Source organism: Burkholderia anthina (assembly GCF_902498995.1).
GTDB classification, from domain to species: Bacteria; Pseudomonadota; Gammaproteobacteria; order Burkholderiales; family Burkholderiaceae; genus Burkholderia; species Burkholderia anthina.
In genome coordinates this window covers 1-23,781 of the sequence record NZ_CABVLY010000030.1, presented here as the reverse complement: position 1 = coordinate 23,781, position 23,781 = coordinate 1, and the positions used below count along the sequence as shown (strand labels likewise).

Below are 23,781 nucleotides of genomic sequence, written 5' to 3'. Positions count from 1 at the left end.
ATGAATTTGCTGAAACGTTACGCTGTGCCCGTCGCCTGCGCGGCGGCTGTCCTGGCATTGGCGGCCTGCTCGTCGTCGAAGGACGCGCGCCGCGTGCCGACGCCGCTCACCGAGTTCAAGTCCGTCATGGACGTGCAACAGGTCTGGAAGGCAAGCGTCGGCAAGGGCGGCCGCTACCTGTTCTCGCCGGTAGCCGTGGGCGACGCCGTCTACGCGGCCGGCGAAAACGGTTCGGTCGAGAAGATCGACGCGAAGACGGGCCAGACGCTGTGGCGCACGAAGGTCGGTTCCGACCTGTCCGCCGGCGTCGGCAGCGACGGCAACCTGACTGCGGTCGGCGCGCTGAAGGGCGGCGTGTTCGTGCTCGGCCCCGACGGCAAACAGCTGTGGAAGACCTCCGTGCAGGGCGAGATCTTCTCGCCGCCGCTCGTGGGCAACGGCCTTGTGATCGTTCGCACGATCGACGGCCAGGTGATCGCGTTCGATGCGCAGACGGGCGAGCAGAAGTGGAACTACCGCAACCGCGCGGTGCCGCTGAACCTGCGCGTATCGGCCGGCATGACGTTCGCGGGCGACGCGGCCGTGCTGGCGGGCTTCCCCGGCGGCGGTCTCGTCGCGATCAACCTGCAGACGGGCGAGCCGTTCTGGCAGACGCCGGTGTCGTTCCCGAAGGGCGTGACCGAAGTCGAGCGCATCAACGACGTCAGCGGTCCGCCGACGCTCGTGGGCGCCGAAGCCTGCGCGGTCACGTTCCAGGGGCAACTCGGCTGCTTCGATGCGAACTCGGGCCGCCCGCTGTGGGAAAAGGCGTTCTCGAGCCGCAGCGGCCTGGCGCAGGACGATTCGGTGGTCGCCGGCGGCGACGACTGGTCGGTCGTGACGGCGTACGATGCAACGACCGGTAATCAGCTCTGGCGCAACGACCAGCTGAAGAGCCGCGACGTCGGCGTGCCGTATCTGCTCGGTCATGCCGTCGTGATGGGCGACTACAAGGGCTTCGTGCACTTCCTGTCGCGCGAGGACGGCAGCTTCATCGCACGGATGAAGACCGACGGCAGCGCGATTACGGCGGCGCCGGTCCTTGCGGGCAGCACGCTCGTCGTGCAGACGAAGGACGGCGGCCTGTACGGGTTCCGTCCGCGCTGACGCGCGCGAAACATGCGCGGCCGCGGCGCGGCGGGCTTGTCCCGCGCGCCGCGGGTCGTGCGACATGAAGGCGGCCGGTGTCCCCGGCCGCTCGGTATTTGAAGGGTAGTTCGAAACGAAAGACGACGGCGTGCAACGCGCGCCCGGCGCGCGCATCCGGCGCGGCGCGAATTCGTGATATTTTCATTCAGCGCAGCCGCCCGCAGCAGCGGGCCTCCCGCTGCTGCGCATCACCGTAGAAAACACAGATGAAACCGGTCATTGCCCTCGTTGGGCGCCCCAATGTGGGGAAATCCACGCTGTTCAACCGGCTCACGCGCTCGCGCGATGCGCTGGTCGCCGACTTGCCGGGCCTGACGCGCGATCGCCATTACGGCGAAGGGCGGGTCGGCGCACGGCCGTACCTGGTCGTCGACACAGGCGGCTTCGAGCCCGTCGCGAAGGACGGCATCCTGCACGAGATGGCGCGCCAGACGCGCCAGGCCGTCGAGGAAGCCGACGTCGTCGTGTTCATCGTCGACGGCCGCAACGGCCTCGCGCCGCAGGACAAGTCGATCGCCGATTACCTGCGCAAGACCGGCCGGCCGATCTTCCTGGTCGTCAACAAGGCCGAGGGGATGAAGTACACGGCGGTCGCGACGGACTTCTACGAGCTCGGGCTCGGCGATCCGCGCGCGATTTCGGCTGCGCATGGCGACGGCGTGACCGACATGATCAACGAGGCGCTGGAAGTCGCGTACGCGGGCCAGCCGGAGGAAACGGACGAGGACGATCCGTCGCGCGGGATCAAGATCGCGATCGTCGGCCGCCCGAACGTCGGCAAGTCGACGCTCGTGAACGCGCTGATCGGCGAGGACCGCGTGATCGCGTTCGACATGCCGGGCACGACGCGCGACTCGATCTACGTCGACTTCGAACGTAACGGCAAGAAATATACGCTGATCGACACCGCGGGCCTGCGGCGTCGCGGCAAGGTGTTCGAGGCGATCGAGAAGTTCTCGGTCGTGAAGACGCTGCAGTCCATCTCGGATGCGAACGTCGTCATTCTTCTGCTGGATGCGCAGCAGGACATTTCCGACCAGGACGCGCACATTGCCGGCTTCGTCGTCGAGCAGGGTCGTGCGCTCGTGATCGGCGTCAACAAGTGGGACGGTCTCGACGATCACGCACGCGATCGCGCGAAAGCGGATTTGACCCGCAAGCTGAAATTCCTCGACTTCGCGAAGTCGCACTATATTTCGGCCGCGAAGAAGACGGGCATCGGCGCGCTGATGCGCTCGGTCGACGACGCATACGCGGCGGCCATGGCGAAGCTGCCGACGCCGAAGCTCACGCGCGCGCTGATCGAGGCCGTCGAATTCCAGCAGCCGCGCCGTCGCGGCCCGGTGCGTCCGAAGCTGCGCTACGCGCACCAGGGCGGCCAGAATCCGCCGCTGATCGTCATCCACGGTAACGCACTCGATGCCGTGACGGAAACGTACAAGCGTTACCTGGAAAACCGATTCCGCGAAACTTTCTCACTGACCGGGACTCCATTGCGCATAGAGTTCCGTTCGTCGAACAACCCGTACGCGGACAAGGGCTGAAGCACGCCCCGCAAGGCCTGGGCCGGATGGCCCGGCCCCGGGCGGGGCAGGCAAAATCGGCTATAGTGTAGCGATTGGCGCCGGATCTCTTTTTCTTCGTCGCCAATCCAGATCAACCTGCAAAAAAAGATGGAGTACGCCATGAGCAACAAAGGGCAATTGTTACAAGACCCGTTTTTGAACGCACTGCGCAAAGAGCACGTTCCCGTTTCGATCTATCTCGTCAACGGCATCAAGCTCCAAGGGAACATCGAATCGTTCGACCAGTACGTCGTGTTGCTCCGTAATACGGTGACCCAGATGGTCTACAAGCACGCCATCTCGACGGTCGTGCCGGCGCGCCCGGTGAATTTCCACCCGGACGCGGAAGCCTCGTCCTAACCTATCGCAGCGGCCGGCACCCGGTCGCCGCGAGCGACCGATGCCAGCCGCCTTATCTTGACACCCGATAATTTGATCAACGCAGCGCTCGTCGGCATCGATTTCGGCAAGACCGATTTCGAAGCCAGTCTCGAAGAACTCAGTCTTCTCGCCTCCAGTGCAGGGGCCCGTCCCGCCGTCACCCTCACGGGTCGTCGCTCCAGTCCCGATGCCAAGATGTTCATCGGCAGCGGCAAAGCCGAAGAACTGCGGCTTGCCTGCGACGCGCACAACGTCGAAATCGTCATCTTCAACCACGCACTTGCACCGGCCCAGCAGCGTAATCTGGAGCAGGCGCTTAACAGGCGCGTGGTCGATCGCACGAGCCTCATCCTCGATATCTTTGCCCAGCGCGCCCGCAGCCACGAAGGCAAGCTGCAGGTCGAGCTCGCGCAGTTGCAATACCTGTCGACGCGCCTGATTCGCGCGTGGACCCACCTGGAACGGCAAAAGGGTGGTATCGGCTTGCGCGGCCCGGGTGAAACGCAGCTCGAAACCGACCGCCGGCTGATCGGCGAGCGCATCAAGATGCTGAAATCGCGACTCGACCGGCTGCGCCGGCAGCACAGCACGCAGCGGCGCCAGCGCGCACGCAGTGGCACGATGTCGGTGTCGCTCGTCGGCTATACCAACGCGGGCAAGTCGACGCTGTTCAATACGCTGACGAAAGCGCAGGCCTATGCGGCCGACCAGCTGTTCGCGACGCTCGATACGACGTCGCGGCGCGTGTACCTGGGCGACGAAGTCGGCCAGATCGTCGTGTCCGATACGGTCGGATTCATCCGCGAGTTGCCTCACCAGCTGGTTGCCGCGTTTCGCGCGACCCTCGAGGAAACGATCCATGCGGATCTGCTGCTGCACGTGGTCGATGCATCGAGCGCGGTGCGGCTCGAACAGATCGAGCAGGTCAACGGCGTGCTGCACGAGATCGGCGCGGACACGATCCGACAGGTGCTGGTGTTCAACAAGATCGACGCCGTGCCCGAGCTGGCGGCCCGCGGCGACGCGGTCGAGCGGGACGAATATGGTAATATTTCGCGCGTCTTTTTGAGCGCGCGCACCGGTCAGGGTCTTGATGCGTTGCGTGCCGCCATCGCCGAGATCGCCTCCGCGGAACACCTTTCCGGCGCGACGTTATCCGACGACGCGCTCGACGGCGTACCCGCTGAACCACACGAAGACCGCACGATTTCCGAACACGGGCGCTAACCGGTCCCGGCCGGTTCGCCGGCGTCCAATCTGGTGAACAAACTCTGGTGAACGAATACAACGAGCGGAGTACCTTGCGGCGGATGTGCGCCTTGCTGTCGATCAACGATCCCCGCTGGGGACGTAGCGAAGGCAAGGGCAACGACGGATCCCGTCCGCGTACGAACGAATCGAAGCGTCCGCCCGGCGGCGACGGTGACGGCCCGCCCGATCTCGACGAGATGTGGCGCAACTTCAACCGGCGTCTGAGCGGCCTGTTCGGCGGCAAGGGCGGCAACGGCTTCCGGCCCGACAACGGCCGGGCCGCGCGTGTCGGCGTCGGCATCGTGATCGGCGTGCTGGTCGCGGTCTATGCGGGCAGCGGGCTGTTCGTCGTGCAGGACGGCCAGACGGGTGTGGTGCTGCAACTCGGCAAGCTGTCGGGCACCGTCGGCCAGGGCGTGCACTGGCGCGCGCCGTATCCGTTCGCGTCGCACGAGATCGTCGATACGTCGCAGGTCCGTTCGATCGAGATCGGCCGCAACAACGTCGTGCGCCTCGCGAACGTCAAGGAAGCGGCAGTGCTCACGCGCGATGCCGACATCGTCGACGTGCGCTTCGTCGTCCAGTACCGGATTCGTTCCGCAACCGATTACCTGTTCCGCAGCGTCGATCCCGAGCGCAGCGTGTCGCAGGCCGCGCAGGCCGCGGTGCGCGCGATCGTCGGCACGCGTAGTGCCGCCGACATGCTGAACCAGGATCGCGACGCGCTGCGCGAGCAGCTTTCGACCGCGATCCAGCGCGATCTCGACCGCTACCAGACCGGGCTTGAAGTCACGGCCGTCACGATGCAAAGCGTCGCGGCGCCGGAGCAGACGCAGGCCGCGTATGCGGAAGTGGCGAAGGCGCGCGACGAGCGCGAAGCCGCGAAGCGTGCCGCACAGGCTTACGCGAGCGACCTGCTGCCGAAGGCGCAGGGCGATGCCGCGAAGCTCGTCGACGAAGCGAAGACATATGCCGATCGCGTGGTGACGGAGGCCGAAGGCGACGCCGACCGGTTCAAGCAGGTCTATGCGCAGTATTCGAAGGCGCCCGCGGTGATTCGCGAGCGGATGTACCTCGAGACGATGCAGGAAATCTATTCGAACACGACGAAGGTGTTCGTCGGCAACAAGGGCGGCAACAGCGTCGTGTATCTGCCGCTCGACAAGATCGTCGAGCAGGGGCGACAAAACGCCGCGGCGTCCGCAGGCGCATCCGCGCCCGACGCGGCCTCGGCCTCGGCGTCGGCACCGGCCGACGGCACGGCGAGTGCGCCGGCCAGCGCGGCTTCGGCCGCCGCCGCGCCGGCAGCGGGCAGCGACGTGCTGCGGTCGCGCGAAGCGTTCCGCAGCCGCTCGCGCGAAGACGATCTGAAGTAACGGAGAGCGCAGAACATGAACCGAATCATTGCGCTCGTCGTCGCAATCGTGATCGTTGCCTTCGCGGCATCGTCGACGGTCCTGACCGTCGATCCGCGCCATACGGCCGTGCTGGCGGGCCGTGACGGCGCGCAGCCCGAACTCGCGGGCCCCGGCATTCACTTCAAGCTGCCGCCGCCGCTGCAGACGGCGACGCTGATCGATACGCGCCTGCAGTCGCTCGAGTCGTCGGACCCGCTGCAGCTCGCGACGCAGGACAAGCACGACCTGCTCGTCGCGTACGCGGTCAAATACCGGATCAGCGATCCGATGAAGTATTTCACGGCAACGAGCGGCGATCCGGCGGCCGCCAACGAACGTCTGGCCGGTGCGCTGAAGAGTGCGCTGGGCGACGCATTCGGCAAGCGCGCGCTCGACGACGCGCTCGGCGGCCAGCGCGAGATCGCCGATGCGGCGCGCGATGCGGTGCGGGAGAAGGCGTCCGGCTTCGGCATCGACGTGGTCGACGTCCAGCTCACGCGTGTCGATCTGCCGGCCGCGCAAACGGACGCCGTCTATCAGCGGATGATTGCCGCGCTGCGCGACCAGGCCGCCCAGGTGCGTGCCGAGGGCGCTGCCGACGTCGAACAGATCAAGGCCGATGCGGAACGCGAACAGCAGGCCGTGCTCGCGAATGCGTACAAGTCCGCGCAGACGATCAAGGGCGAGGGCGACGCGAAGGCCGCGACGATCGCCGCCGATGCGTTCGGCCGCGACCCGCAGTTCTACCAGTTCTACGCGAGCCTGCAGGCTTACCGGAATACCTTCAAGCGCAACGACATCATCGTCGTCGATCCCGACAGCGAGTTCTTCCGTTTCATGCGCAGCCCGACGGGCGGTGCCGCACCGGCGGCACCCGCTCCCCGCAAACACTGACTTGGGGCGCCGCGACGAGCGGCGCCGTCGCTCGCATGGATCTGGCTGGCTCGTTGTTGCTCGCGGTAGCACTGATGCTGATCATCGAGGGGGCGTTCCCCTTCGTATTTCCCGTCGCCTGGCGCGACACGTTTCGTAGAATAGCGGAGCGGCCGCCGCATCATATCCGGATCGGCGGGCTCATCGTGATGGCGCTCGGGCTCGTCCTGCTGCTGCTCGCCACCTGACCCGGACGGCGCATCCGCCGTTCGTTCCGCCCGATTCCGATTTCCGATTCATTTCGCGGCGCGCGTGTCGCGCCCTGTTTCCCGTCGTAGGACCGTACCGATGTCGACCTGGTTACTTCCCGAGAATATCGCCGACGTGCTGCCGTCGGAAGCGCGCAAGATCGAGGAGCTGCGTCGCAGGCTGCTCGACCGCTTCCGTTCGTACGGCTACGAAATGGTGATGCCGCCGCTGCTCGAATATCTCGAGTCGCTGCTGACGAGCGGCGGCGCCGACCTGCGCCTGCGCACCTTCAAGCTGGTCGACCAGCTGTCGGGCCGCACGCTCGGCCTGCGCGCGGACATCACGCCGCAGGTCGCGCGCATCGACGCGCACCTGCTGAATCGCCAGGGCGTGACGCGCCTCTGCTATGCGGGCCACGTGATGCATACGCGTCCGCGCGGCCTGCACGCGACGCGCGAACAGATCCAGATCGGCGCCGAAATCTACGGCCATGCGGGGCTGGAGGCCGATCTCGAGATCCAGCAACTGATGCTCGAGGCGTTGCATCTCGCGGGTCTGTCGCGGATCCGCCTGGATCTGTGCCACGCCGGCGTGCTCGCGGCACTGCTCGCGCGTGACGCACAGGCGGCCGCGCGCGGCGAGGAACTGCACGACGCGCTGTCGGGCAAGGACGTGCCGCTGCTGAACGAATTGACGGACGATCTGGGCGCCGACACACGCGCGGCACTGCGCGCACTGCCGGATCTGTACGGCGACGCGAGCGTGCTCGACGAGGCGCGCTCGCGCCTGCCGGTGCTGCCCGAAATCACGCGCGCGCTCGACGATCTCGCACAGCTCGCGGCGCAGGCCAAGGGCGTCGAAGTGGCGATCGATCTTGCCGACCTGCGCGGCTACGCGTACTACAGCGGCGCGATGTTTACGGCCTACGTCGACGGCGTGCCGAACGCGATCGCGCGTGGCGGCCGCTACGACAACGTCGGCCAGGCATACGGCCGGGCCCGTCCCGCGACGGGCCTGTCGCTCGACCTGCGCGAGCTCGCGCGGATCTCGCCGGTCGAGGCGCGCGGCGCCGCGATCCTCGCGCCCTGGGTGCACGACGACGCGCTGCGCGCGGCCGTCGCGGCGCTGCGCGATGCGGGCGAGGTCGTGATCCAGGCATTGCCGGGGCACGATCATGTGCTCGACGAATTCGCGTGCGACCGTTCGCTCGTCGAACGCAACGGCGCGTGGGTGGTCGAGCCCCGTTAAACAGGCGTTCGCGGGCTGTCGTTCGGCGTGCATATCGTTGAAGCGAAACGGAAAAATTCGGAATCGCCCGCGAACATAGGTAGAATACGTTTTTAACCAGCTAACGAATCAACATGTCTGCCAGCGCAGTGAACGTGACTCCCGGGCGCAATGTCGTCGTCGTGGGAACGCAATGGGGTGATGAAGGCAAGGGCAAGATCGTCGACTGGCTGACGGACCACGCTCAGGGCGTCGTGCGTTTCCAGGGCGGTCACAACGCCGGCCACACCCTCATCATCGGTGGCAAGAAAACCATCTTGCGCCTCATTCCGTCGGGCATCATGCGTGAAGGCGTCGCCTGCTACATCGGCAACGGCGTCGTCCTGTCCCCCGAGGCACTGTTCAAGGAAATCGGCGAGCTGGAAGAGGCCGGCGTGAACGTGCGCGACCGCCTGTTCATTTCCGAAGCAACGACGCTGATCCTGCCGTACCACATCGCGATCGACCAGGCGCGCGAAGCGCGCAAGGGCGCGGGCAAGATCGGTACGACCGGCCGCGGCATCGGCCCCGCGTACGAAGACAAGGTCGGCCGCCGCGCGCTGCGCGTGCAGGATCTGTTCGACGCGAAGACCTTCGCCGATCGCCTGCGCGAAAACCTCGATTTCCACAACTTCGTGCTGACCCAGTACCTGGGCGCCGCGGCCGTCGATTTCCAGGCCACGCTCGACACGATGCTCGGCTATGCCGACCGCCTGAAGCCGATGGTGGCCGACGTGTCGCGCCGTCTGTATGACGCGAACAACGCCGGTCAGAACCTGCTGTTCGAAGGCGCGCAAGGCACGCTGCTCGACATCGATCACGGCACCTATCCGTTCGTCACGTCGAGCAACTGCGTCGCGGGTGCGGCCTCGGCCGGCGCCGGCGTCGGTCCGCAAAAGCTGAATTACATCCTCGGCATCACGAAGGCGTACTGCACGCGCGTCGGCTCGGGCCCGTTCCCGAGCGAACTGTACGATGCGGACAATCCGCAGCGTCAGGACCAGGTCGGTGTCACGCTGGCGAACGTCGGCAAGGAATTCGGCTCGGTGACCGGCCGTCCGCGCCGTACGGGCTGGCTCGACGCAGCCGCGCTGCGCCGCTCGATCCAGATCAACGGCGTGTCGGGCCTGTGCATGACGAAGCTCGACGTGCTCGACGGTCTCGATGAAGTGAAGCTGTGCGTCGGCTACAAGATCGACGGCAAGGACGCCGACATCCTGCCGCGCGGCGCAGCCGACGTGGCGCGTTGCGAGCCGGTGTACGAAACGTTCGCCGGCTGGAAGGAAAGCACCGTCGGCATCAAGACGTGGGACGCGCTGCCGGCGAATGCGCAGGCATACCTGGCCCGTGTCCAGGAAGTGGCTGGCGTGCCGGTGGACATGGTGTCGACCGGCCCGGACCGCGACGAAACGATCCTGCTTCGCCATCCGTTCAAGGTTTAATTTTCAGCATGACGCAGCAAATCACGATGACAGCGGCAGACTTGATGACTGATCCGCGCAACGACGACAAGAACCTGTGGGTGGGCTGGGACGAATACCATCGTCTGATCGAACTGCTCGCGCTCCAGGTGCATGCTTCGGGCTGGAAGTTCGACCAGATCCTGTGCCTCGCGCGCGGCGGTCTGCGCGTCGGCGACCAGCTGTCGCGGATCTATGACGTTCCGCTGGCGATCCTCGCGACGAGTTCGTACCGCGAAGCGGCCGGTACCGAGCAGGGCGAGCTGGACATCGCGCAGTACATCACGATGACGCGCGGCAACCTCGCGGGCAACGTGCTGCTGGTCGACGATCTGGTCGATTCGGGCGTCACGCTCGCGCGGGTGCAGGAGCACCTGAAGGAGCGTTATCCGTCCGTCACGGCCGTGCGTTCGGCCGTGCTCTGGTACAAGGGTTGCTCGAAGGTCAAGCCCGACTATCACACGCAGTATCTGCCGACGAATCCGTGGATTCATCAGCCGTTCGAGGAGTGGGACACGGTTCGTCCGCACAACCTCGAGGCGTGGATCAAGCGCGGTCGCGCGCAGCGCGACGGTTCGGGCGCGTAAGCGGCCGGCCGATCGAAGGAAAGCCTTGTACGGCGCCGCTTGCGGCGCCGTTTTTCATTGGCGGACCGGATGTGTCCGCGCGACAATCGGCATGCGCGGTAGGCAGACGGCGCGGCCCCGGCTATGATGGCAGCCCTGCCACAGCTCGTGCCGTATTGCATGCGCAGCGTAAGGTCACGTGGTTTCAGGGCAACAGCGCAGGGCGGCGTTTCACGGGGGCGCGAGTAGAATAGCGCTCGTTTTGTCCGAATCGGACCCGATTATTACGCTTCATATGAACGACACGATCCAGGCGACCGACGCGGCCCACGCGAATTCGACACACCAACATTCGATGCGGGCGCTTGCGATAGCAGCCATCGGCGTCGTGTTCGGCGATATCGGCACGAGCCCGCTGTATTCGCTGAAGGAGGCGTTCAGCCCCGCACACGGCATTCCGCTCACCGAGAGCTCGATCCTCGGCGTGATCTCGCTGCTGTTCTGGGCGATCATCCTCGTGGTCGGCGTCAAGTACCTGCTGTTCGTGATGCGGGCCGACAACAACGGCGAGGGCGGCGTGCTCGCGCTGATGGCGCTGTCGCTGCGGCCGCTCGATTCGAAAACCCGCGTCGCGGGCGCGCTGATGGCGCTCGGGATATTCGGCGCGTGCATGTTCTACGGCGACGCGGTGATCACGCCGGCGATCTCCGTGATGTCGGCGGTCGAAGGTCTCGAGATCGCGACACCGCACCTGTCCCATCTCGTGCTGCCGATCACGATCGTGATCCTGATCGCGCTGTTCTGGATCCAGCGTCACGGCACCGCGATGGTCGGCAAGCTGTTCGGCCCGATCATGGTGCTGTGGTTCATCGCGATCGCGGCACTCGGCGTGTATCACATCCTGCGCGTGCCGGGCATCATCGCGGCAATCAACCCGTATTACGCTGCGTCGTTCATGTCGGAGCACCTGCTGCAGGCGTACGTCGTGCTGGGCTCCGTGGTGCTGGTGCTGACCGGTGCGGAAGCGCTCTACGCGGACATGGGCCACTTCGGCGCGAAGCCGATCCGCCTGGCCGCGTACGGGCTCGTGATGCCGTCGCTCGTGCTGAACTACTTCGGCCAGGGCGCGCTGCTGATCCAGAATCCGAAGGCGATCGAAAACCCGTTCTTCCTGCTCGCGCCGGACTGGGCGCTGCTGCCGCTCGTCGTGCTGTCGACGGTGGCGACCGTGATCGCGTCGCAGGCGGTGATCTCGGGCGCGTATTCGCTGACGTCGCAGGCGATCCAGCTCGGCTACGTGCCGCGCATGAAGGTGCTGCACACGTCCGAACTGGCGATCGGCCAGATCTACGTGCCGGTCGTGAACTGGCTGCTGCTGTTCGTGATCCTCTGCATCGTGGTCGGCTTCAAGAGCTCCGACAACCTCGCGGCCGCGTACGGTATCGCGGTGACCGCGACGATGGTGATCACGACCGTGCTGGCGTGCGTCGTGATGGTGAAGGTGTGGAACTGGAACCGGCTGCTGGTCGGCGCGATCATCGCGGTGTTTCTCGCGATCGACCTCGGCTTCTTCGGCGCGAACCTGCTGAAGGTTGCGCAGGGCGGCTGGCTGCCGCTCGGCATCGGCGCGCTGCTGTTCTTCCTGCTGATGACCTGGTACAAGGGGCGGCACATCGTCAAGGAACGCACGGCGGCCGACGGTATTCCGCTCGAGCCGTTCCTGCAAGGGCTGCTCGCGCATCCGCCGCACCGCGTGTCGGGCACCGCGATCTACCTGACCGGCAACGACACGCTCGTGCCCGTGAGCCTGCTGCACAACCTGAAGCACAACAAGGTGCTGCACGAGCGGACCATTTTCCTGACGTTCGTCACGCGCGACATTCCTTACGTGCGCGACGACAAGCGCCTGAGTTCGCGCGATGCGAGCGGCGGCCTCTACATCGTCAAGGCGCAGTACGGCTTCAACGAGACACCGGACGTGAAGGCGGTGCTCGAGGAGTTCGGCCGCACGCACGACATGACGTTCGAGTTGATGGACACGTCGTTCTTCCTCGCGCGCGAGACGGTCGTGCCGACGCATCTGCCGGGCATGTCGATCTGGCGCGAGCGCGTGTTCGCGTGGATGCACCAGAACGCGGCGAAGCCGACCGACTTCTTCTCGATTCCGGCGAACCGCGTCGTCGAGCTCGGTACCAAGATCGAGATCTGAACACCGCGTGCGGGCCCCGCATGCGGCCCATGCCGATCCGGTCGTGTGCTTACCGTTCGAACCATGAAAAAGCCCGCCATTCGGCGGGCTTTTTGTCGTCGGTCGACAGCGTTCGCGGGCTCAGCGCTTGAGCTTCGCGAATGCCGCGGCCATGGCGCCGGCCGGTTCCGGCTCGCGCGAGCGCTGCGGGCGTGCCGCGCCGCGGCCGGCGTTGCCGCGATCCTGGCCGCCGCGCGGCGCCATGCCGGGTGCGGCCGCTTCGTCGTCGAGGCGCATCGTCAGCGCAATGCGCTGGCGCTTCACGTCGACGTCGATCACCTTGACCTTGACGACCTGGCCTGCCTTCACGACTTCGTGCGGATCCTTGATGAACTTCGTCGACATCGCGGACACGTGGACGAGGCCGTCCTGGTGCACGCCGATGTCCACGAACGCGCCGAATGCGGCGACGTTCGTCACGACCCCTTCGAGCAGCATGCCGGGCATCAGGTCGGAGACCTTCTCGACGCCGTCGCGGAACGTCGCGGTCTTGAATTCCGGACGCGGGTCGCGGCCCGGCTTCTCCAGTTCGGACAGAATGTCGCGCACGGTCGGCAGGCCGAAACGTTCGTCAACGAATTCTGCCGGCGACAGGCCGGACAGCGAGTCGCGGCTGCCGAGCACGTCGTCGATCCGCTTGCTGATCTTCGCGAGGATCCGCTGGACGACCGGATAGGCTTCCGGGTGCACCGACGAGCGATCGAGCGGGTTCTCGCCGCCGTTGATGCGCAGGAAGCCGGCCGCCTGTTCGAAGGTCTTGTCGCCGAGGCGCGGCACCTTGCGCAGGTGTTCGCGCGACGGGAATGGCCCGTTCGCGTCGCGGTAGTCGACGATGTTGCGCGCGAGCGTCGCGTTCAGGCCCGATACGCGGGCGAGCAGCGCGACCGACGCGGTGTTCGCGTCGACGCCGACCGCGTTCACGCAATCCTCGACCACCGCGTCGAGCGAGCGGGCGAGTTCACGCTGGTTCACATCGTGCTGGTACTGGCCGACGCCGATCGCTTTCGGCTCGATCTTCACGAGTTCGGCGAGCGGATCCTGCAGGCGGCGGGCAATCGACACGGCGCCACGCAGCGACACGTCCATTTCCGGGAATTCCTTCGCAGCGAGTTCGGACGCCGAGTAGACCGATGCGCCGGCTTCCGACACGACAATCTTCTGCAGTCGCAGTTCAGGGTGCTTCGCGATCAGTTCGCTCGCGAGCTTGTCGGTTTCGCGCGACGCGGTGCCGTTGCCGATGCTGATCAGCTCGGCCTGCGTCTGCGCGGCGATGCGCGCGAGCTTCGCGAGCGAGCCGTCCCAGTCGCGGCGCGGTTCGTGCGGGTAGATCGTGTCGGTGGCGAGCACTTTGCCGGTGCGGTCGACGACGGCGACCTTCACGCCGGTGCGCAGGCCGGGGTCGAGACCGATCACGGCCTTCGGGCCGGCCGGCGCGGCCAGCAGCAGATCCTTCAGGTTGCGTGCGAACACGCGGATCGCTTCGGCTTCGGCCGTTTCACGCAGTTGCGTGAGCAGTTCGTTCTCGATGTGCGGCTGCACCTTCACGCGCCAGCACCAGCGGCACACGTCGGACAGCCACTTGTCGGCCGGGCGGCCCTGGTTCGCGATCCCGACATGGCGCGCGATCATCGCTTCGCCGGGGTGCGGCACCTGCGCGTCGAGCTCTTCGCCGAGGCCGAGCTTGACGGTCAGCACGCCGGCGTTGCGGCCGCGGAACAGCGCGAGCGCGCGGTGCGACGGCACGGTCCGGATCGTTTCCGCGTAATCGTAGTAGTCGCGGAACTTCTCGCCTTCCTCGTTTTCCTTGCCTTCGACGACGGCCGACGACACAACGCCCTGGCTGTGCAGGTAGTCGCGCAGCTTGCCGAGCAGCTCGGCGGTTTCGCCGAATTGCTCGGACAGGATGTCGCGCGCGCCGTCGAGCGCGGCCTTCACGTCGGCGACGCCCTTGTCGGCGTCGACGTAGGCGGCGGCCTCCGTCTGCGGGTCGAGCAGCGGGTTCGCGAGCAGCGCCTGCGCGAGCGGCTCCAGGCCGGCTTCGCGGGCGATCTGCGCGCGCGTGCGGCGCTTCGGCTTGTACGGCAGATAAAGGTCTTCGAGCACCTGCTTGCTGTCGGCCGCGCCGATCGCGGCGCGCAGCTCGTCGGTCAGCTTGCCTTGCTCGTCGATGCTCGACAGGATCGTCGCGCGGCGATCCTCGAGCTCGCGCAGATACAGGAGGCGTTCCTCGAGCTGGCGCAGCTGCGTGTCGTCCAGGTTGCCGGTCACTTCCTTGCGGTACCGGGCAATGAACGGAACGGTCGAGCCTTCGTCGAGGAGTTGCACGGCCGCCGCGACCTGGCGCGGCTGGACGGACAGTTCGGTGGCGATGCGCTGTACGATCTTGAGTGCTACGGTTTCCGTCATGTCGTGGATGATCTGCCTGCTGAAATCGCGGCGCGGGCCGGCAGACCGCACGGCGGGCTGCGTGACGGGCCCGCCGGACCAGATGCCGCGGGTGAGTGAAGCGGGGCATTTTGCCATAAATGGCGGAGCGTCCAGCCGGGGGTGATAGAATTTGACACATGTCCCGCAGCTTTCCTACGACGTTGCCAACTTCCCGCATTTCTCTCGTCGCGCTCGGCGCAGCGCTCGTCGCGGCTTTGTCCGCAGGGCCTTGCGCCGCGTACGCGCAGGCATCGGGCGCAGTCGCGCCGGATGCCGCCACAGCCGCGCCCGTAGCGGCTTCCGCCACGCAGGATTTTGACTCCCGTCAAAAAGTGCTCAATCAACGTTCCGCGGAAAACGATTATCGTTATGCGGTGGCGGAGCACGATTGCTACAGCAAGTTCTTCGTCAATCACTGTCTCGGCAATGCGCGCGACCAGATGCGCGAGGAGCGGGCGAGCATTCGCCAGGAGCAACTCGCGCTCGACGACGAGCAGCGCGCGGTCCGTGCGCAGCAGCGTGACCAGCAGCAGGCGCTGAAGCAGGCGCAGAATGCGGCGGAAGCGCCGCAGCGGGCGGCGACCGACGCGGCGAACGCGGCTGCGTTCCGCGACAAGCAGGAGCAGAATGCACTGAAGCAGGCGCAACGCGGCGCGGAAGGGCCGCAGCATGCCGCGAACAAGCAGGCATACGACCAGAAGCAGGCGGATTTCCAGCGCAAGCTCGACCAGGCGCACCAGCAGGCCGCGCAGAAGGCGCAGGAGCGGGCGGACAACGCCGCGCGCTACCAGCAGAAGCAGCAGGAAGCCGCACAGCACAAGGCCGATATCGAACGGCGTCAGCAGGAAGCGGCCGAAAAGGCCAAGCAGCAGCAACAGCAGGGGCAGTAACGTGTTGGATTGAACCGGAATCAGTCTCGAGCGTGTCGGCACGCCAGTCGGCGCGCTGCTTCGATGAGGAGGCAAGTATGCAAAACCGTCACACGGAACAGCAGCAGGAATTGCATAACCGTTTGGCTGCATTGCAGGAGCAGCACCAGCAGCTCGCTCGGGAGATCGAGCTGAAAGAAGGGCACTCCGACATCGACGACGTCACGCTGCACCGGCTGAAGAAGGAAAAGCTGGCTGCCAAGGACAAAATCATTTTGCTGCAATCGCAGCTGGAACCGGATAAGCGCGCTTGAGCGCGGCCTGGCGAGCGCCGGCGCCGCCCGGGCGCTGGACACAGGAACGCTTGCCTTGAATTCACCGCTTGAAGCCACCCCCGATGCCCGGCGTGACGCGTCGTCCGCCGGGCGCGTTCGTGCGACCGAAGGCACCTTTGAGCTGAGCCGCAAGCGTGTCGACGAGCTCGACACGATCTTCGGCGAAGGCGGGTTGCTTGCGCGTGCGCTCGACGGATATCACCCGCGCCTGTCGCAGATCGAAATGGCGCGCGCCGTCGCGTCCGCGATGGAGGCCTCCGCGCGCCGGATGCCCGAGCCGGAGATTTTCGAGACCCGCAAGCGGCCGGCACGCCGGCTCGGCGACGGCGACAAGGCGGCCGAAGCGGCCGCGGACGGTGTGGTCGCGGCCGAGTCCGACAGCGACAGCGGCGACAACACGCTGATCGTCGAAGCCGGCACCGGTACGGGCAAGACCTACGCGTATCTGGTGCCCGCGATGCTGTGGGGCGGCAAGGTGATCGTGTCGACCGGCACGAAGCACCTGCAGGATCAGCTCTTTCAGCGCGACATCCCGACGGTGCGCAACGCGCTCGCGGTGCCGGTGACGGTCGCGATGCTCAAGGGCCGCTCGAACTACCTGTGCCATTACTACCTGCAGCGCACGGCCGACAACGGTCGCCTGCCGTCGCGACAGGACACCGCGTATCTGCAGGAAATCGTCCGTTTCGCGAAAGTCACCAAGAGCGGCGACAAGGCCGAACTCGCGAGCGTGCCGGAGACGGCGCCCGTGTGGGCGATGGTCACGTCGACGCGCGACAACTGCCTCGGCCAGGAGTGCCCGCACTACAAGGAATGCTTCGTGATGCAGGCGCGACGCGAGGCGCAGCAGGCCGACATCGTCGTCGTCAACCATCACCTGTTTTTCGCGGACATCATGCTGCGCGACACGGGGATGGCCGAACTGCTGCCGAACGCGAACACGGTGATCTTCGACGAAGCGCATCAGTTGCCGGAGACCGCGACGCTGTTCTTCGGCGAGACGCTGTCGACCACGCAGATCCTCGAACTCGCGCGCGACACGGTGGCCGAAGGCCTCGGTCATGCGCGCGATGCGGTCGAGTGGGTGAAGCTCGGCGGCGATCTCGAGCGTGCGGCGCGCGACCTGCGCCTCGCATTCGCGAACGACCAGATCGTGCGCATGTCGCTCGCGCAGCTCGGCGACGATCATCCGATGTTCGGCGCGCTGGACGCGCTCGAGACGGCGCTCGATGCGCTCGCATCGGCGCTTGCGAGCCAGGCGGAGCGGGCGGAATCGCTCGGTGCGTGCCTGCGGCGCGCCCGCGAGCTGCAGGATCTGCTGGCCGGCTGGGTGACGCCTGGCGCGGCGGAAGCGGCGGCGAAGGCCGACGCTGCGGCAGCCGGCGACAAGACCCCCCCTGATGGCGACCCGAACGAGAAGGTGCGCTGGGTCGAAGTGTTCGCGCATACCGTGCAACTGCACGAAACGCCGCTGTCGGTCGCGCCGATTTTCGCGAAGCAGCGCGCCGGCGTGCCGCGTGCATGGGTCTTCACGTCGGCGACGCTGTCGGTGCGCGGTGACTTCACGCACTACGCGGCGCAGATGGGCCTCAGTTCGCGGCGCTCGATGACGCTCGCGAGCCCGTTCGACTATCAGACGCAGGGCCTGTTGTACGTGCCGCGCAACCTGCCGCAGCCGTCGTCGCCGGCATTTACCGATGCGGTGTTCGACGCCGCGCTGCCGGCGATCGAGGCGTCGGGCGGCGGCGTGTTCATGCTGTGCACGACGCTGCGCGCGGTCGACCGGATCGCGTCGAAGCTGCGCGACGTGATCGAATCGCGCGGCTGGAATACGCCGCTTCTCGTGCAGGGCGATGCGAGCCGTACCGAGCTGCTCGATCGCTTCCGTTCGTACGGCAATGCGATCCTCGTCGGCAGCCAGAGCTTCTGGGAAGGCGTCGACGTGCGCGGCGACGCGCTGTCGCTCGTCGTGATCGACAAGCTGCCGTTCGCGCCGCCCGACGATCCGGTGCTGGCGGCGCGGCTCGATGCGCTCACCAAGAAGGGCCTGAGCCCGTTCGCGGTTCACCAGTTGCCGCAGGCCGTGATCACGCTGAAGCAGGGCGCGGGGCGCCTGATTCGTGCGGAGACAGATCGTGGCGTGCTGATGATCTGCGACACGCGGCTCGTCGACAAGCCGTACGGCAGGCGGATCTGGCAGAGCCTGCCGCCGTTCAAGCGCACTCGCGAGATCGCGGTCGTGCAGGACTTCTTCGACGAGCATCGCGCGCAAGAGCGCGCGTGAGCGCATGCCGCGTGTGCTTGTCCGGCGCGCGGCGCCAATAAAAAACCCGGCTGGATGGCCGGGTTTTTTTATCTGCCGCGGATGGGGCTCAGAACTGCCACCACGACTTCTTCGCGCCGGGGCGCGAATGGCCGGTGATGTACGGGCTGTCCGGGAACGTACCGGCGAGCACGCGCTTCGTGTCATCGGCGAGTTGCGGCTGGTTCAGCTTGCCGTACGACAGGATCATGATGTGCAGCGCGTCCTCGATGGCCGGCGCGCCCTTGTAGTCCTTGATCGCGAGCTGCGCGCGGTTGATCGCCGCCACGTAGGCGCCGCGCCGATAGTAGTAGTCGGCCGCGTGCACTTCGTGCGATGCGAGCGCGTTGACGATGTAGCGCATCCGGGCCGCGGCGTCGGGTGCGTACTTGCTCTTCGGGTAGCGGTCGACGACGACCTTGAACGCATCGTACGATTCGCGCAGTGCCTGCGGATCGCGCTCGCTCATGTCCTGGCCGGAGAAGCGGCCGAACAGGCCCAGATCGTCGTTGAAGTGGATCATCCCCTTCAGGTAGTACGCATACGGGATGTCCGGATGATCCGGGTGGAGCTGGATGAAGCGGTCGACGGCCTGGTCGGCGGCTGCCGCTTCGTTGTCCTTCCAGTTGCAGTACGCGACGTTGATCTGCGCCTGTTGCGCGAAATGGCCGAACGGATCGCGACCTTGCAGCGATTCGAAGTATTTCGCGCACTTGCCCCAGTCGCCGCCGGACAGTGCGTCCTGGGCCTCTGAGTATAATTTGTTGTTCGACCAGGTAGCCGTCTCGTCCTGCTTCTGCGGCAAGCCGTGGCAGCCGGCGATGAGGGCCGCGGCCGCTACCGCCGCAGCTCGGGCGGCGACGGTCTTGGCCGTACGTTTGGTCGAATTCATCATGCTCGCATGTCCTAGCTTCAAGTCTCGGTGACCCAGTCTAAATGACCCGTTCAAGTTCGCAGAATGCCCCGCGGGGCAAGCCAAATCGCGAAGATTATAGCCCAAGCGATCGGCCCGCCGACGCTGCGTCGGGGGATTCCCCCGATGACGATCTGGCTGCAGGCGCGATGCAGCCGCCTGTCGTGCCTTCCGCGGCGGCCGATGAGGCGCCGCGCATCGTCGAAGTGCCGCTGTCGCTCGCGGGCGAACGGCTCGACAAGGCGCTCGCCCAGCTGTTCCCCGAATTCTCCCGCAGCCGCCTGCAGAGCTGGATCGAGGCGCAGCGCGTGCTGGTCGACGGCGCGCCCGCGAAGATCCGCCAGCCGGTGCCGCTCGGCGCGAAGATCGAGCTCGTGCCCGACCTGCTGCCGGAGCAGCTGGCGTTTACGCCGGAGCCCGTGCCGCTCGACGTGATCTATGAGGACGACGCGCTCGTCGTCATCAACAAGCCGGCCGGGCTCGTCGTCCATCCGGCCGCCGGCAACTGGAGCGGCACGATCCTCAACGGCCTGCTGCATCGCTACGGCGACGCCGCGGCCGGCCTGCCGCGCGCGGGGATCGTCCACCGGCTCGACAAGGAGACGTCGGGCCTGATGGTGGTCGCACGCACGCTCGCCGCGCAGACCGACCTCGTGCGCCAGCTGCAGGCGCGCACGGTGAAGCGCCGCTATTTCGCGCTCGTCTGGGGGGCGATGCCCGAAGACGGCACGATCGACGCACCGATCGGCCGCGATCCGCGCGAGCGCACGCGCATGGCCGTCGTCACGGGCGCGTCGGGCAAGCCGGCGCGCACGCATTTCCGTACGGTTGACACATGCATGTGGCAACGTCAGCCGGTGTCCGCGATCCAGTGCGATCTCGAAACCGGCCGCACGCATCAGATCCGTGTGCACTGCTCGCACGTCGGGCACCCGCTGCTCGGCGATCCGGTGTACGGACGCGCGCGCGGCAAGCGCTCGGTCGCGCCGCTGCCGGACGGATTCGCGCGGCAGGCGCTGCATGCATGGCGGCTCGGCCTCGTGCATCCGGTCACGGGCAGGACGATGCAGTGGCGCTGCCCGTTGCCGGACGACATGAACGCGCTCGTCGCCGCGCTCGGATTCGGACAGGGCGACGAGGATTTCGACGATGAAGGCGCCTACGACGATGGCGATTTCGGCGGCGACTACGAGGACCACGACGACGCGTCGTATCCGGATGACGATGATGAGGAGTGAGTGCCGATGACGAACCTTGCGCCGTTGACATGGCAGGACTGCGTACGGCCCGACTGGCAGGTGTCGCCGCGCGTGCGCGCGCTGATCACGACGCGCGACGGCGGGGTCAGCGAAGGCCCGTACGGCCGCTGGCAGGACGGCGCCGAACGGCCGGGCGGCATGAATCTCGGCCTGCATACCGGTGACGATCCGGCGCATGTCGCCGCGAACCGCGCACGCCTGCTTGCGCTGGCAGGGCAGTCGAGCGCGGCATGGCTCGAGCAGGTTCATGGCGCGCAGATCGTGCGCGCGGACGAGGTGATCGATGCCGCGCCCGGTGCTGCTGCGCCCATGCAGGCCGACGCGAGCGTCACGGCGCGTGCGAATGCCGTGTGCGTCGTGATGGTCGCGGATTGCCTGCCGGTGCTGCTGTGCGATGCGCAGGGGCGCGCGGTCGGCGCCGCGCATGCGGGCTGGCGCGGGCTCGCGGCCGGTATCGTCGAGCAGACCGCGGCACGCGTCGCGGCGCTCGCCGGCGGCGCGACGAATGAACTCCATGCATACCTCGGGCCGGCGATCGGCCCGCAGGCGTTCGAAGTCGGCGCGGACGTACGCGATGCGTTTCTCGACACGGCTCCGCTGTCGGAGCATGATGACACACGGCAAGCGTTCGCCGCGATCGACGGCGCACCCGGCAAGTTTCTCGCCGATCTCTATGCGCTTGCACGCCTGCGCCTCGTTCGCGCGGGCGTCGCGCACATGAGCGGCGGGGCCGCCTGCACGGTCGCCGAACACGCGCGTTTCTATTCGTACCGGCGCGACCGTGTGACCGGCCGCATGGCCGCGGCGATCTGGCTGGCCGACTGATCGACTGATTGCGCGCGCTTTATTGCGCCGCGCAATCGCTTTATCTCGATATTGGCGCGGCAATGCGGCGTGGTATGGGCAATCGAATGAATAATCGCGAAGTCAAGTCGGTCAATATGTTTTATGTTTTGCCGGAAGCCTTGTCCCGCTTGTTGCGCACCGATTATCTCCGTGCGGAAATGTTCAGTGGTTTGACGCCGTGCTTCACATGGGGAAAACGATAATGATAAAAATACCGCACTGCGGCAGAATCTGGAGACGCCTCTCCAGAGCATGACGGCCCGGCTCGCAGCCGGCACGCCGCGCGCGAGCAGGATTTCACGATTGACGCTCACGAATCACCGGTAAGGCAGGTAATGACAGCATCGAAAAATTCGTCGACGTCCGCTCAGGCGGGCACTTCCGCGAGCAGCACCGGATTCGACCAGGCCACCCAGCCGATGCAGCAGATGTTCGAGGCATGGCTGAACGCATGGCGCGGTTTCGCCGATCCGGCGCGTGCCGCCACGGCGGCGAGCACGGCGAACCCGTTCGCCGCATTCCAGTTCCCGACATCGCTTCCGTTCCAGATGCCGTCGATGCCCGACCTGGGCAGCCTCGGCGGCATGGCGTCGCCGTTCGCCGGGCTGAAGCTGCCGGTCGCAGCGATTCCGCCCGAACGGCTCCGGAAACTGCAGGCCGACTATGCGCGCGACTGCATGACGCTGATGCAGCAGAGCGTCGCCGCGAAGCTCGAATCGCCTGAGCTGAAGGACCGCCGCTTCAGCGCGGACGCATGGAAGGCTTCGCCCGCGCATGCGTTCGCCGCGGCGTGGTATCTGCTCAACGCGCGTTATCTGCAGGAACTGGCCGACGCGCTCGAGACCGATCCGAAGACGCGCGAGCGCATCCGTTTCTCGGTCCAGCAATGGACGGCTGCCGCCGCGCCGAGCAATTTCCTCGCGCTCAATCCCGATGCGCAGAAATCGATTCTCGAGACGCAGGGCGAAAGCCTGCGGCAGGGGATGATGAACCTGCTCGGCGACATGCAGCGCGGCAAGATTTCGCAGACCGACGAATCGCAATTCGTGGTCGGCAAGAACCTCGGGTGTACCGAAGGCGCGGTCGTCTACGAGAACGACCTGATCCAGCTGATCCAGTACACGCCGAAGACGGACAAGGTGTTCGAGCGGCCGCTGCTGATCGTGCCGCCGTGCATCAACAAGTTCTACATCCTCGACCTGCAGCCCGAGAATTCGCTCGTCGCGCACGCGCTGTCGAGCGGCCATCAGGTGTTCCTCGTGTCGTGGCGCAATGCCGACGCGTCGGTCGCGCACAAGACGTGGGACGACTACATGAACGAAGGGCTGCTCGCGGCGATCGATGCCGTGCAGCAGGTCAGCGGCCGCGAGCAGATCAACACGCTCGGCTTCTGCGTCGGCGGCACGATGCTCGCGACGGCGCTGTCGGTGCTCGCCGCGCGCGGCGAACATCCGGCCGCGTCGATGACGCTGCTGACCGCGATGCTGGACTTCACCGATACCGGCATCCTCGACGTGTTCGTCGACGAGGCGCACGTGCAGATGCGCGAGCAGACCATCGGCGGCAAGAACGGCACGCCGCCGGGGCTGATGCGCGGCGTCGAATTCGCGAATACGTTCTCGTTCCTGCGACCGAACGACCTCGTGTGGAACTACGTGGTCGACAACTACCTGAAGGGCCGCACGCCCGCGCCGTTCGACCTGCTTTACTGGAACAGCGATTCGACGAGCCTGCCCGGCCCGATGTACGCGTGGTACCTGCGCAATACGTATCTCGAAAACAAGCTGCGCGTGCCTGGCGCGCTGACGGTGTGTGGCGAATCCGTCGACCTGTCGCGCATCGACGTGCCGACCTTCATCTACGGGTCGCGCGAGGATCACATCGTGCCGTGGCAGACCGCCTATGAATCGACGTCGATCCTGACGGGCCCGCTGAAGTTCGTGCTCGGCGCATCGGGTCACATTGCAGGCGTGATCAATCCGCCGGCGAAGAAAAAGCGCAGCTACTGGATCAACGACGGCGAACTGCCCGAATCCGCGGACGACTGGTTTGCCGGCGCGACCGAGCAGCCGGGCAGCTGGTGGACGACCTGGGCCGAATGGCTCGAGCAGTACGGCGGCCGCAAGGTGGCGCCGCCCGCGAAGCCCGGTTCCGCGCAGTTCCCGGTGATCGAGCCGGCGCCGGGCCGTTACGTGTTGCAGCGCGATTGACGAAAACCGGACAGCGGCGCACGCTGTCCGATGCACCGCAGTTTTTTTAACAGGGCCGGTAACGATGCGCCGTGTCGTGCGGGCCTGGAGGAAAGGGAAATGACGGACGTAGTGATCGTATCGGCCGCGCGGACCGCGGTCGGCAAATTCGGCGGCTCGCTGGCGAAGGTTGCAGC

At 66.4% G+C, this 23,781-nt stretch carries 21 protein-coding genes; 18 read left to right on the top strand and 3 right to left on the bottom strand.

Annotated features, from left to right (window positions below):
• The 11 genes from bamB (at position 1) to BME24068_RS29420 (ending at position 12,405) form a co-directional block, all read left to right on the top strand.
• Positions 1-1,146 carry an outer membrane protein assembly factor BamB gene (gene bamB, locus BME24068_RS29470; RefSeq protein ID WP_174928165.1) on the top strand — a complete coding sequence of 382 codons (1,146 nt, stop codon included), beginning with the start codon at positions 1-3 and terminating at the stop codon, positions 1,144-1,146.
• Between the two features lie 248 nt (positions 1,147-1,394).
• A complete protein-coding gene (gene der, locus BME24068_RS29465; protein ID WP_096508761.1) occupies positions 1,395-2,732 on the top strand; it encodes a ribosome biogenesis GTPase Der in 1,338 nt (445 codons plus the stop codon).
• Between the two features lie 141 nt (positions 2,733-2,873).
• A complete protein-coding gene (gene hfq, locus BME24068_RS29460; protein WP_006399927.1) occupies positions 2,874-3,113 on the top strand; it encodes an RNA chaperone Hfq in 240 nt (79 codons plus the stop codon).
• A gap of 72 nt (positions 3,114-3,185) precedes the next feature.
• Positions 3,186-4,361 (top strand): GTPase HflX, encoded by a 1,176-nt coding sequence (gene hflX, locus BME24068_RS29455; RefSeq protein ID WP_172441955.1) that lies wholly within the window; start codon positions 3,186-3,188, stop codon positions 4,359-4,361.
• Positions 4,362-4,408: 47 nt separating this feature from the next.
• A complete protein-coding gene (gene hflK, locus BME24068_RS29450) occupies positions 4,409-5,761 on the top strand; it encodes an FtsH protease activity modulator HflK (protein ID WP_174928164.1) in 1,353 nt (450 codons plus the stop codon).
• A 15-nt stretch (positions 5,762-5,776) separates the two neighbouring features.
• Positions 5,777-6,676 carry a protease modulator HflC gene (gene hflC, locus BME24068_RS29445; RefSeq protein WP_174928163.1) on the top strand — a complete coding sequence of 300 codons (900 nt, stop codon included), beginning with the start codon at positions 5,777-5,779 and terminating at the stop codon, positions 6,674-6,676.
• Between the two features lie 35 nt (positions 6,677-6,711).
• A complete protein-coding gene (locus BME24068_RS29440) occupies positions 6,712-6,903 on the top strand; it encodes a DUF2065 domain-containing protein (RefSeq protein ID WP_009687995.1) in 192 nt (63 codons plus the stop codon).
• A gap of 100 nt (positions 6,904-7,003) precedes the next feature.
• Entirely contained in the window at positions 7,004-8,152 is a 1,149-nt protein-coding gene (locus BME24068_RS29435; RefSeq protein WP_096508765.1) for an ATP phosphoribosyltransferase regulatory subunit, read from the top strand.
• A 113-nt stretch (positions 8,153-8,265) separates the two neighbouring features.
• Entirely contained in the window at positions 8,266-9,612 is a 1,347-nt protein-coding gene (locus BME24068_RS29430; RefSeq protein WP_096508766.1) for an adenylosuccinate synthase, read from the top strand.
• A gap of 8 nt (positions 9,613-9,620) precedes the next feature.
• Positions 9,621-10,217: a phosphoribosyltransferase gene (locus BME24068_RS29425; RefSeq protein WP_021163124.1), complete on the top strand. Its 597-nt coding sequence runs from the start codon at positions 9,621-9,623 to the stop codon at positions 10,215-10,217.
• Between the two features lie 274 nt (positions 10,218-10,491).
• Positions 10,492-12,405: a potassium transporter Kup gene (locus BME24068_RS29420; RefSeq protein ID WP_096508767.1), complete on the top strand. Its 1,914-nt coding sequence runs from the start codon at positions 10,492-10,494 to the stop codon at positions 12,403-12,405.
• 120 nt (positions 12,406-12,525) lie between these two features.
• Here the strand turns inward: BME24068_RS29420 and BME24068_RS29415 are convergent, their stop codons facing one another.
• Positions 12,526-14,850 carry a Tex family protein gene (locus BME24068_RS29415; RefSeq protein WP_096508776.1) on the bottom strand — a complete coding sequence of 775 codons (2,325 nt, stop codon included), beginning with the start codon at positions 14,848-14,850 and terminating at the stop codon, positions 12,526-12,528.
• Between the two features lie 158 nt (positions 14,851-15,008).
• Between BME24068_RS29415 and BME24068_RS29410 the strand changes: the two genes are divergently transcribed.
• The 3 genes from BME24068_RS29410 (at position 15,009) to yoaA (ending at position 18,359) form a co-directional block, all read left to right on the top strand.
• Positions 15,009-15,761, top strand: a complete 753-nt coding sequence (locus BME24068_RS29410) for a hypothetical protein (RefSeq protein WP_174928162.1) — start codon at positions 15,009-15,011, stop codon at positions 15,759-15,761.
• 77 nt (positions 15,762-15,838) lie between these two features.
• Positions 15,839-16,054 carry a YdcH family protein gene (locus tag BME24068_RS29405; RefSeq protein ID WP_096508769.1) on the top strand — a complete coding sequence of 72 codons (216 nt, stop codon included), beginning with the start codon at positions 15,839-15,841 and terminating at the stop codon, positions 16,052-16,054.
• Between the two features lie 55 nt (positions 16,055-16,109).
• Complete coding sequence (gene yoaA / locus BME24068_RS29400) at positions 16,110-18,359, top strand: DNA repair helicase YoaA (protein ID WP_174928161.1); 2,250 nt, start codon at positions 16,110-16,112, stop codon at positions 18,357-18,359.
• An 88-nt stretch (positions 18,360-18,447) separates the two neighbouring features.
• On the opposite strand, the gene BME24068_RS29395 is transcribed toward yoaA, so the two are convergent.
• Positions 18,448-19,272 carry an outer membrane protein assembly factor BamD gene (locus tag BME24068_RS29395; RefSeq protein ID WP_096508771.1) on the bottom strand — a complete coding sequence of 275 codons (825 nt, stop codon included), beginning with the start codon at positions 19,270-19,272 and terminating at the stop codon, positions 18,448-18,450.
• 41 nt (positions 19,273-19,313) lie between these two features.
• On the opposite strand from BME24068_RS29395, the gene BME24068_RS29390 reads away from it, so the two are divergent.
• The 4 genes from BME24068_RS29390 to phaC all read left to right on the top strand — a co-directional run bounded on the left by BME24068_RS29390 (position 19,314) and on the right by phaC (position 23,605).
• Positions 19,314-20,528, top strand: a complete 1,215-nt coding sequence (locus tag BME24068_RS29390) for an RluA family pseudouridine synthase (protein WP_096508772.1) — start codon at positions 19,314-19,316, stop codon at positions 20,526-20,528.
• Between the two features lie 6 nt (positions 20,529-20,534).
• On the top strand, positions 20,535-21,374 hold the full coding sequence (gene pgeF, locus BME24068_RS29385; protein WP_096508773.1) for a peptidoglycan editing factor PgeF: 840 nt from the start codon (positions 20,535-20,537) through the stop codon (positions 21,372-21,374).
• An 8-nt stretch (positions 21,375-21,382) separates the two neighbouring features.
• Positions 21,383-21,598: a hypothetical protein gene (locus BME24068_RS29380; RefSeq protein WP_143331746.1), complete on the top strand. Its 216-nt coding sequence runs from the start codon at positions 21,383-21,385 to the stop codon at positions 21,596-21,598.
• A 132-nt stretch (positions 21,599-21,730) separates the two neighbouring features.
• Positions 21,731-23,605 (top strand): class I poly(R)-hydroxyalkanoic acid synthase, encoded by a 1,875-nt coding sequence (gene phaC / locus BME24068_RS29375; protein ID WP_096508774.1) that lies wholly within the window; start codon positions 21,731-21,733, stop codon positions 23,603-23,605.
• Here phaC and BME24068_RS29370 read toward each other — a convergent pair.
• On the bottom strand, positions 23,584-23,781 hold a 198-nt coding region (locus tag BME24068_RS29370), incomplete at its 5' end, for a hypothetical protein (RefSeq protein ID WP_217462577.1). The two genes, phaC and BME24068_RS29370, sit on opposite strands and share 22 nt — an antisense overlap.

Bases quoted from the DNA above. Each gene is read 5' to 3' on its own strand.
- bamB (WP_174928165.1), top strand. From the start codon at position 1: ATGAATTTGCTGAAACGTTACGCTGTGCCCGTCGCCTGCGCGGCGGCT.
- der (WP_096508761.1), top strand. From the start codon at position 1,395: ATGAAACCGGTCATTGCCCTCGTTGGGCGCCCCAATGTGGGGAAATCC.
- hfq (WP_006399927.1), top strand. From the start codon at position 2,874: ATGAGCAACAAAGGGCAATTGTTACAAGACCCGTTTTTGAACGCACTG.
- hflC (WP_174928163.1), top strand. From the start codon at position 5,777: ATGAACCGAATCATTGCGCTCGTCGTCGCAATCGTGATCGTTGCCTTC.
- BME24068_RS29440 (WP_009687995.1), top strand. From the start codon at position 6,712: ATGGATCTGGCTGGCTCGTTGTTGCTCGCGGTAGCACTGATGCTGATC.
- BME24068_RS29435 (WP_096508765.1), top strand. From the start codon at position 7,004: ATGTCGACCTGGTTACTTCCCGAGAATATCGCCGACGTGCTGCCGTCG.
- BME24068_RS29430 (WP_096508766.1), top strand. From the start codon at position 8,266: ATGTCTGCCAGCGCAGTGAACGTGACTCCCGGGCGCAATGTCGTCGTC.
- BME24068_RS29425 (WP_021163124.1), top strand. From the start codon at position 9,621: ATGACGCAGCAAATCACGATGACAGCGGCAGACTTGATGACTGATCCG.
- BME24068_RS29420 (WP_096508767.1), top strand. From the start codon at position 10,492: ATGAACGACACGATCCAGGCGACCGACGCGGCCCACGCGAATTCGACA.
- BME24068_RS29415 (WP_096508776.1), bottom strand. From the start codon at position 14,850: ATGACGGAAACCGTAGCACTCAAGATCGTACAGCGCATCGCCACCGAA.
- BME24068_RS29410 (WP_174928162.1), top strand. From the start codon at position 15,009: ATGTCCCGCAGCTTTCCTACGACGTTGCCAACTTCCCGCATTTCTCTC.
- BME24068_RS29405 (WP_096508769.1), top strand. From the start codon at position 15,839: ATGCAAAACCGTCACACGGAACAGCAGCAGGAATTGCATAACCGTTTG.
- BME24068_RS29395 (WP_096508771.1), bottom strand. From the start codon at position 19,272: ATGATGAATTCGACCAAACGTACGGCCAAGACCGTCGCCGCCCGAGCT.
- BME24068_RS29390 (WP_096508772.1), top strand. From the start codon at position 19,314: ATGACCCGTTCAAGTTCGCAGAATGCCCCGCGGGGCAAGCCAAATCGC.
- pgeF (WP_096508773.1), top strand. From the start codon at position 20,535: ATGACGAACCTTGCGCCGTTGACATGGCAGGACTGCGTACGGCCCGAC.
- phaC (WP_096508774.1), top strand. From the start codon at position 21,731: ATGACAGCATCGAAAAATTCGTCGACGTCCGCTCAGGCGGGCACTTCC.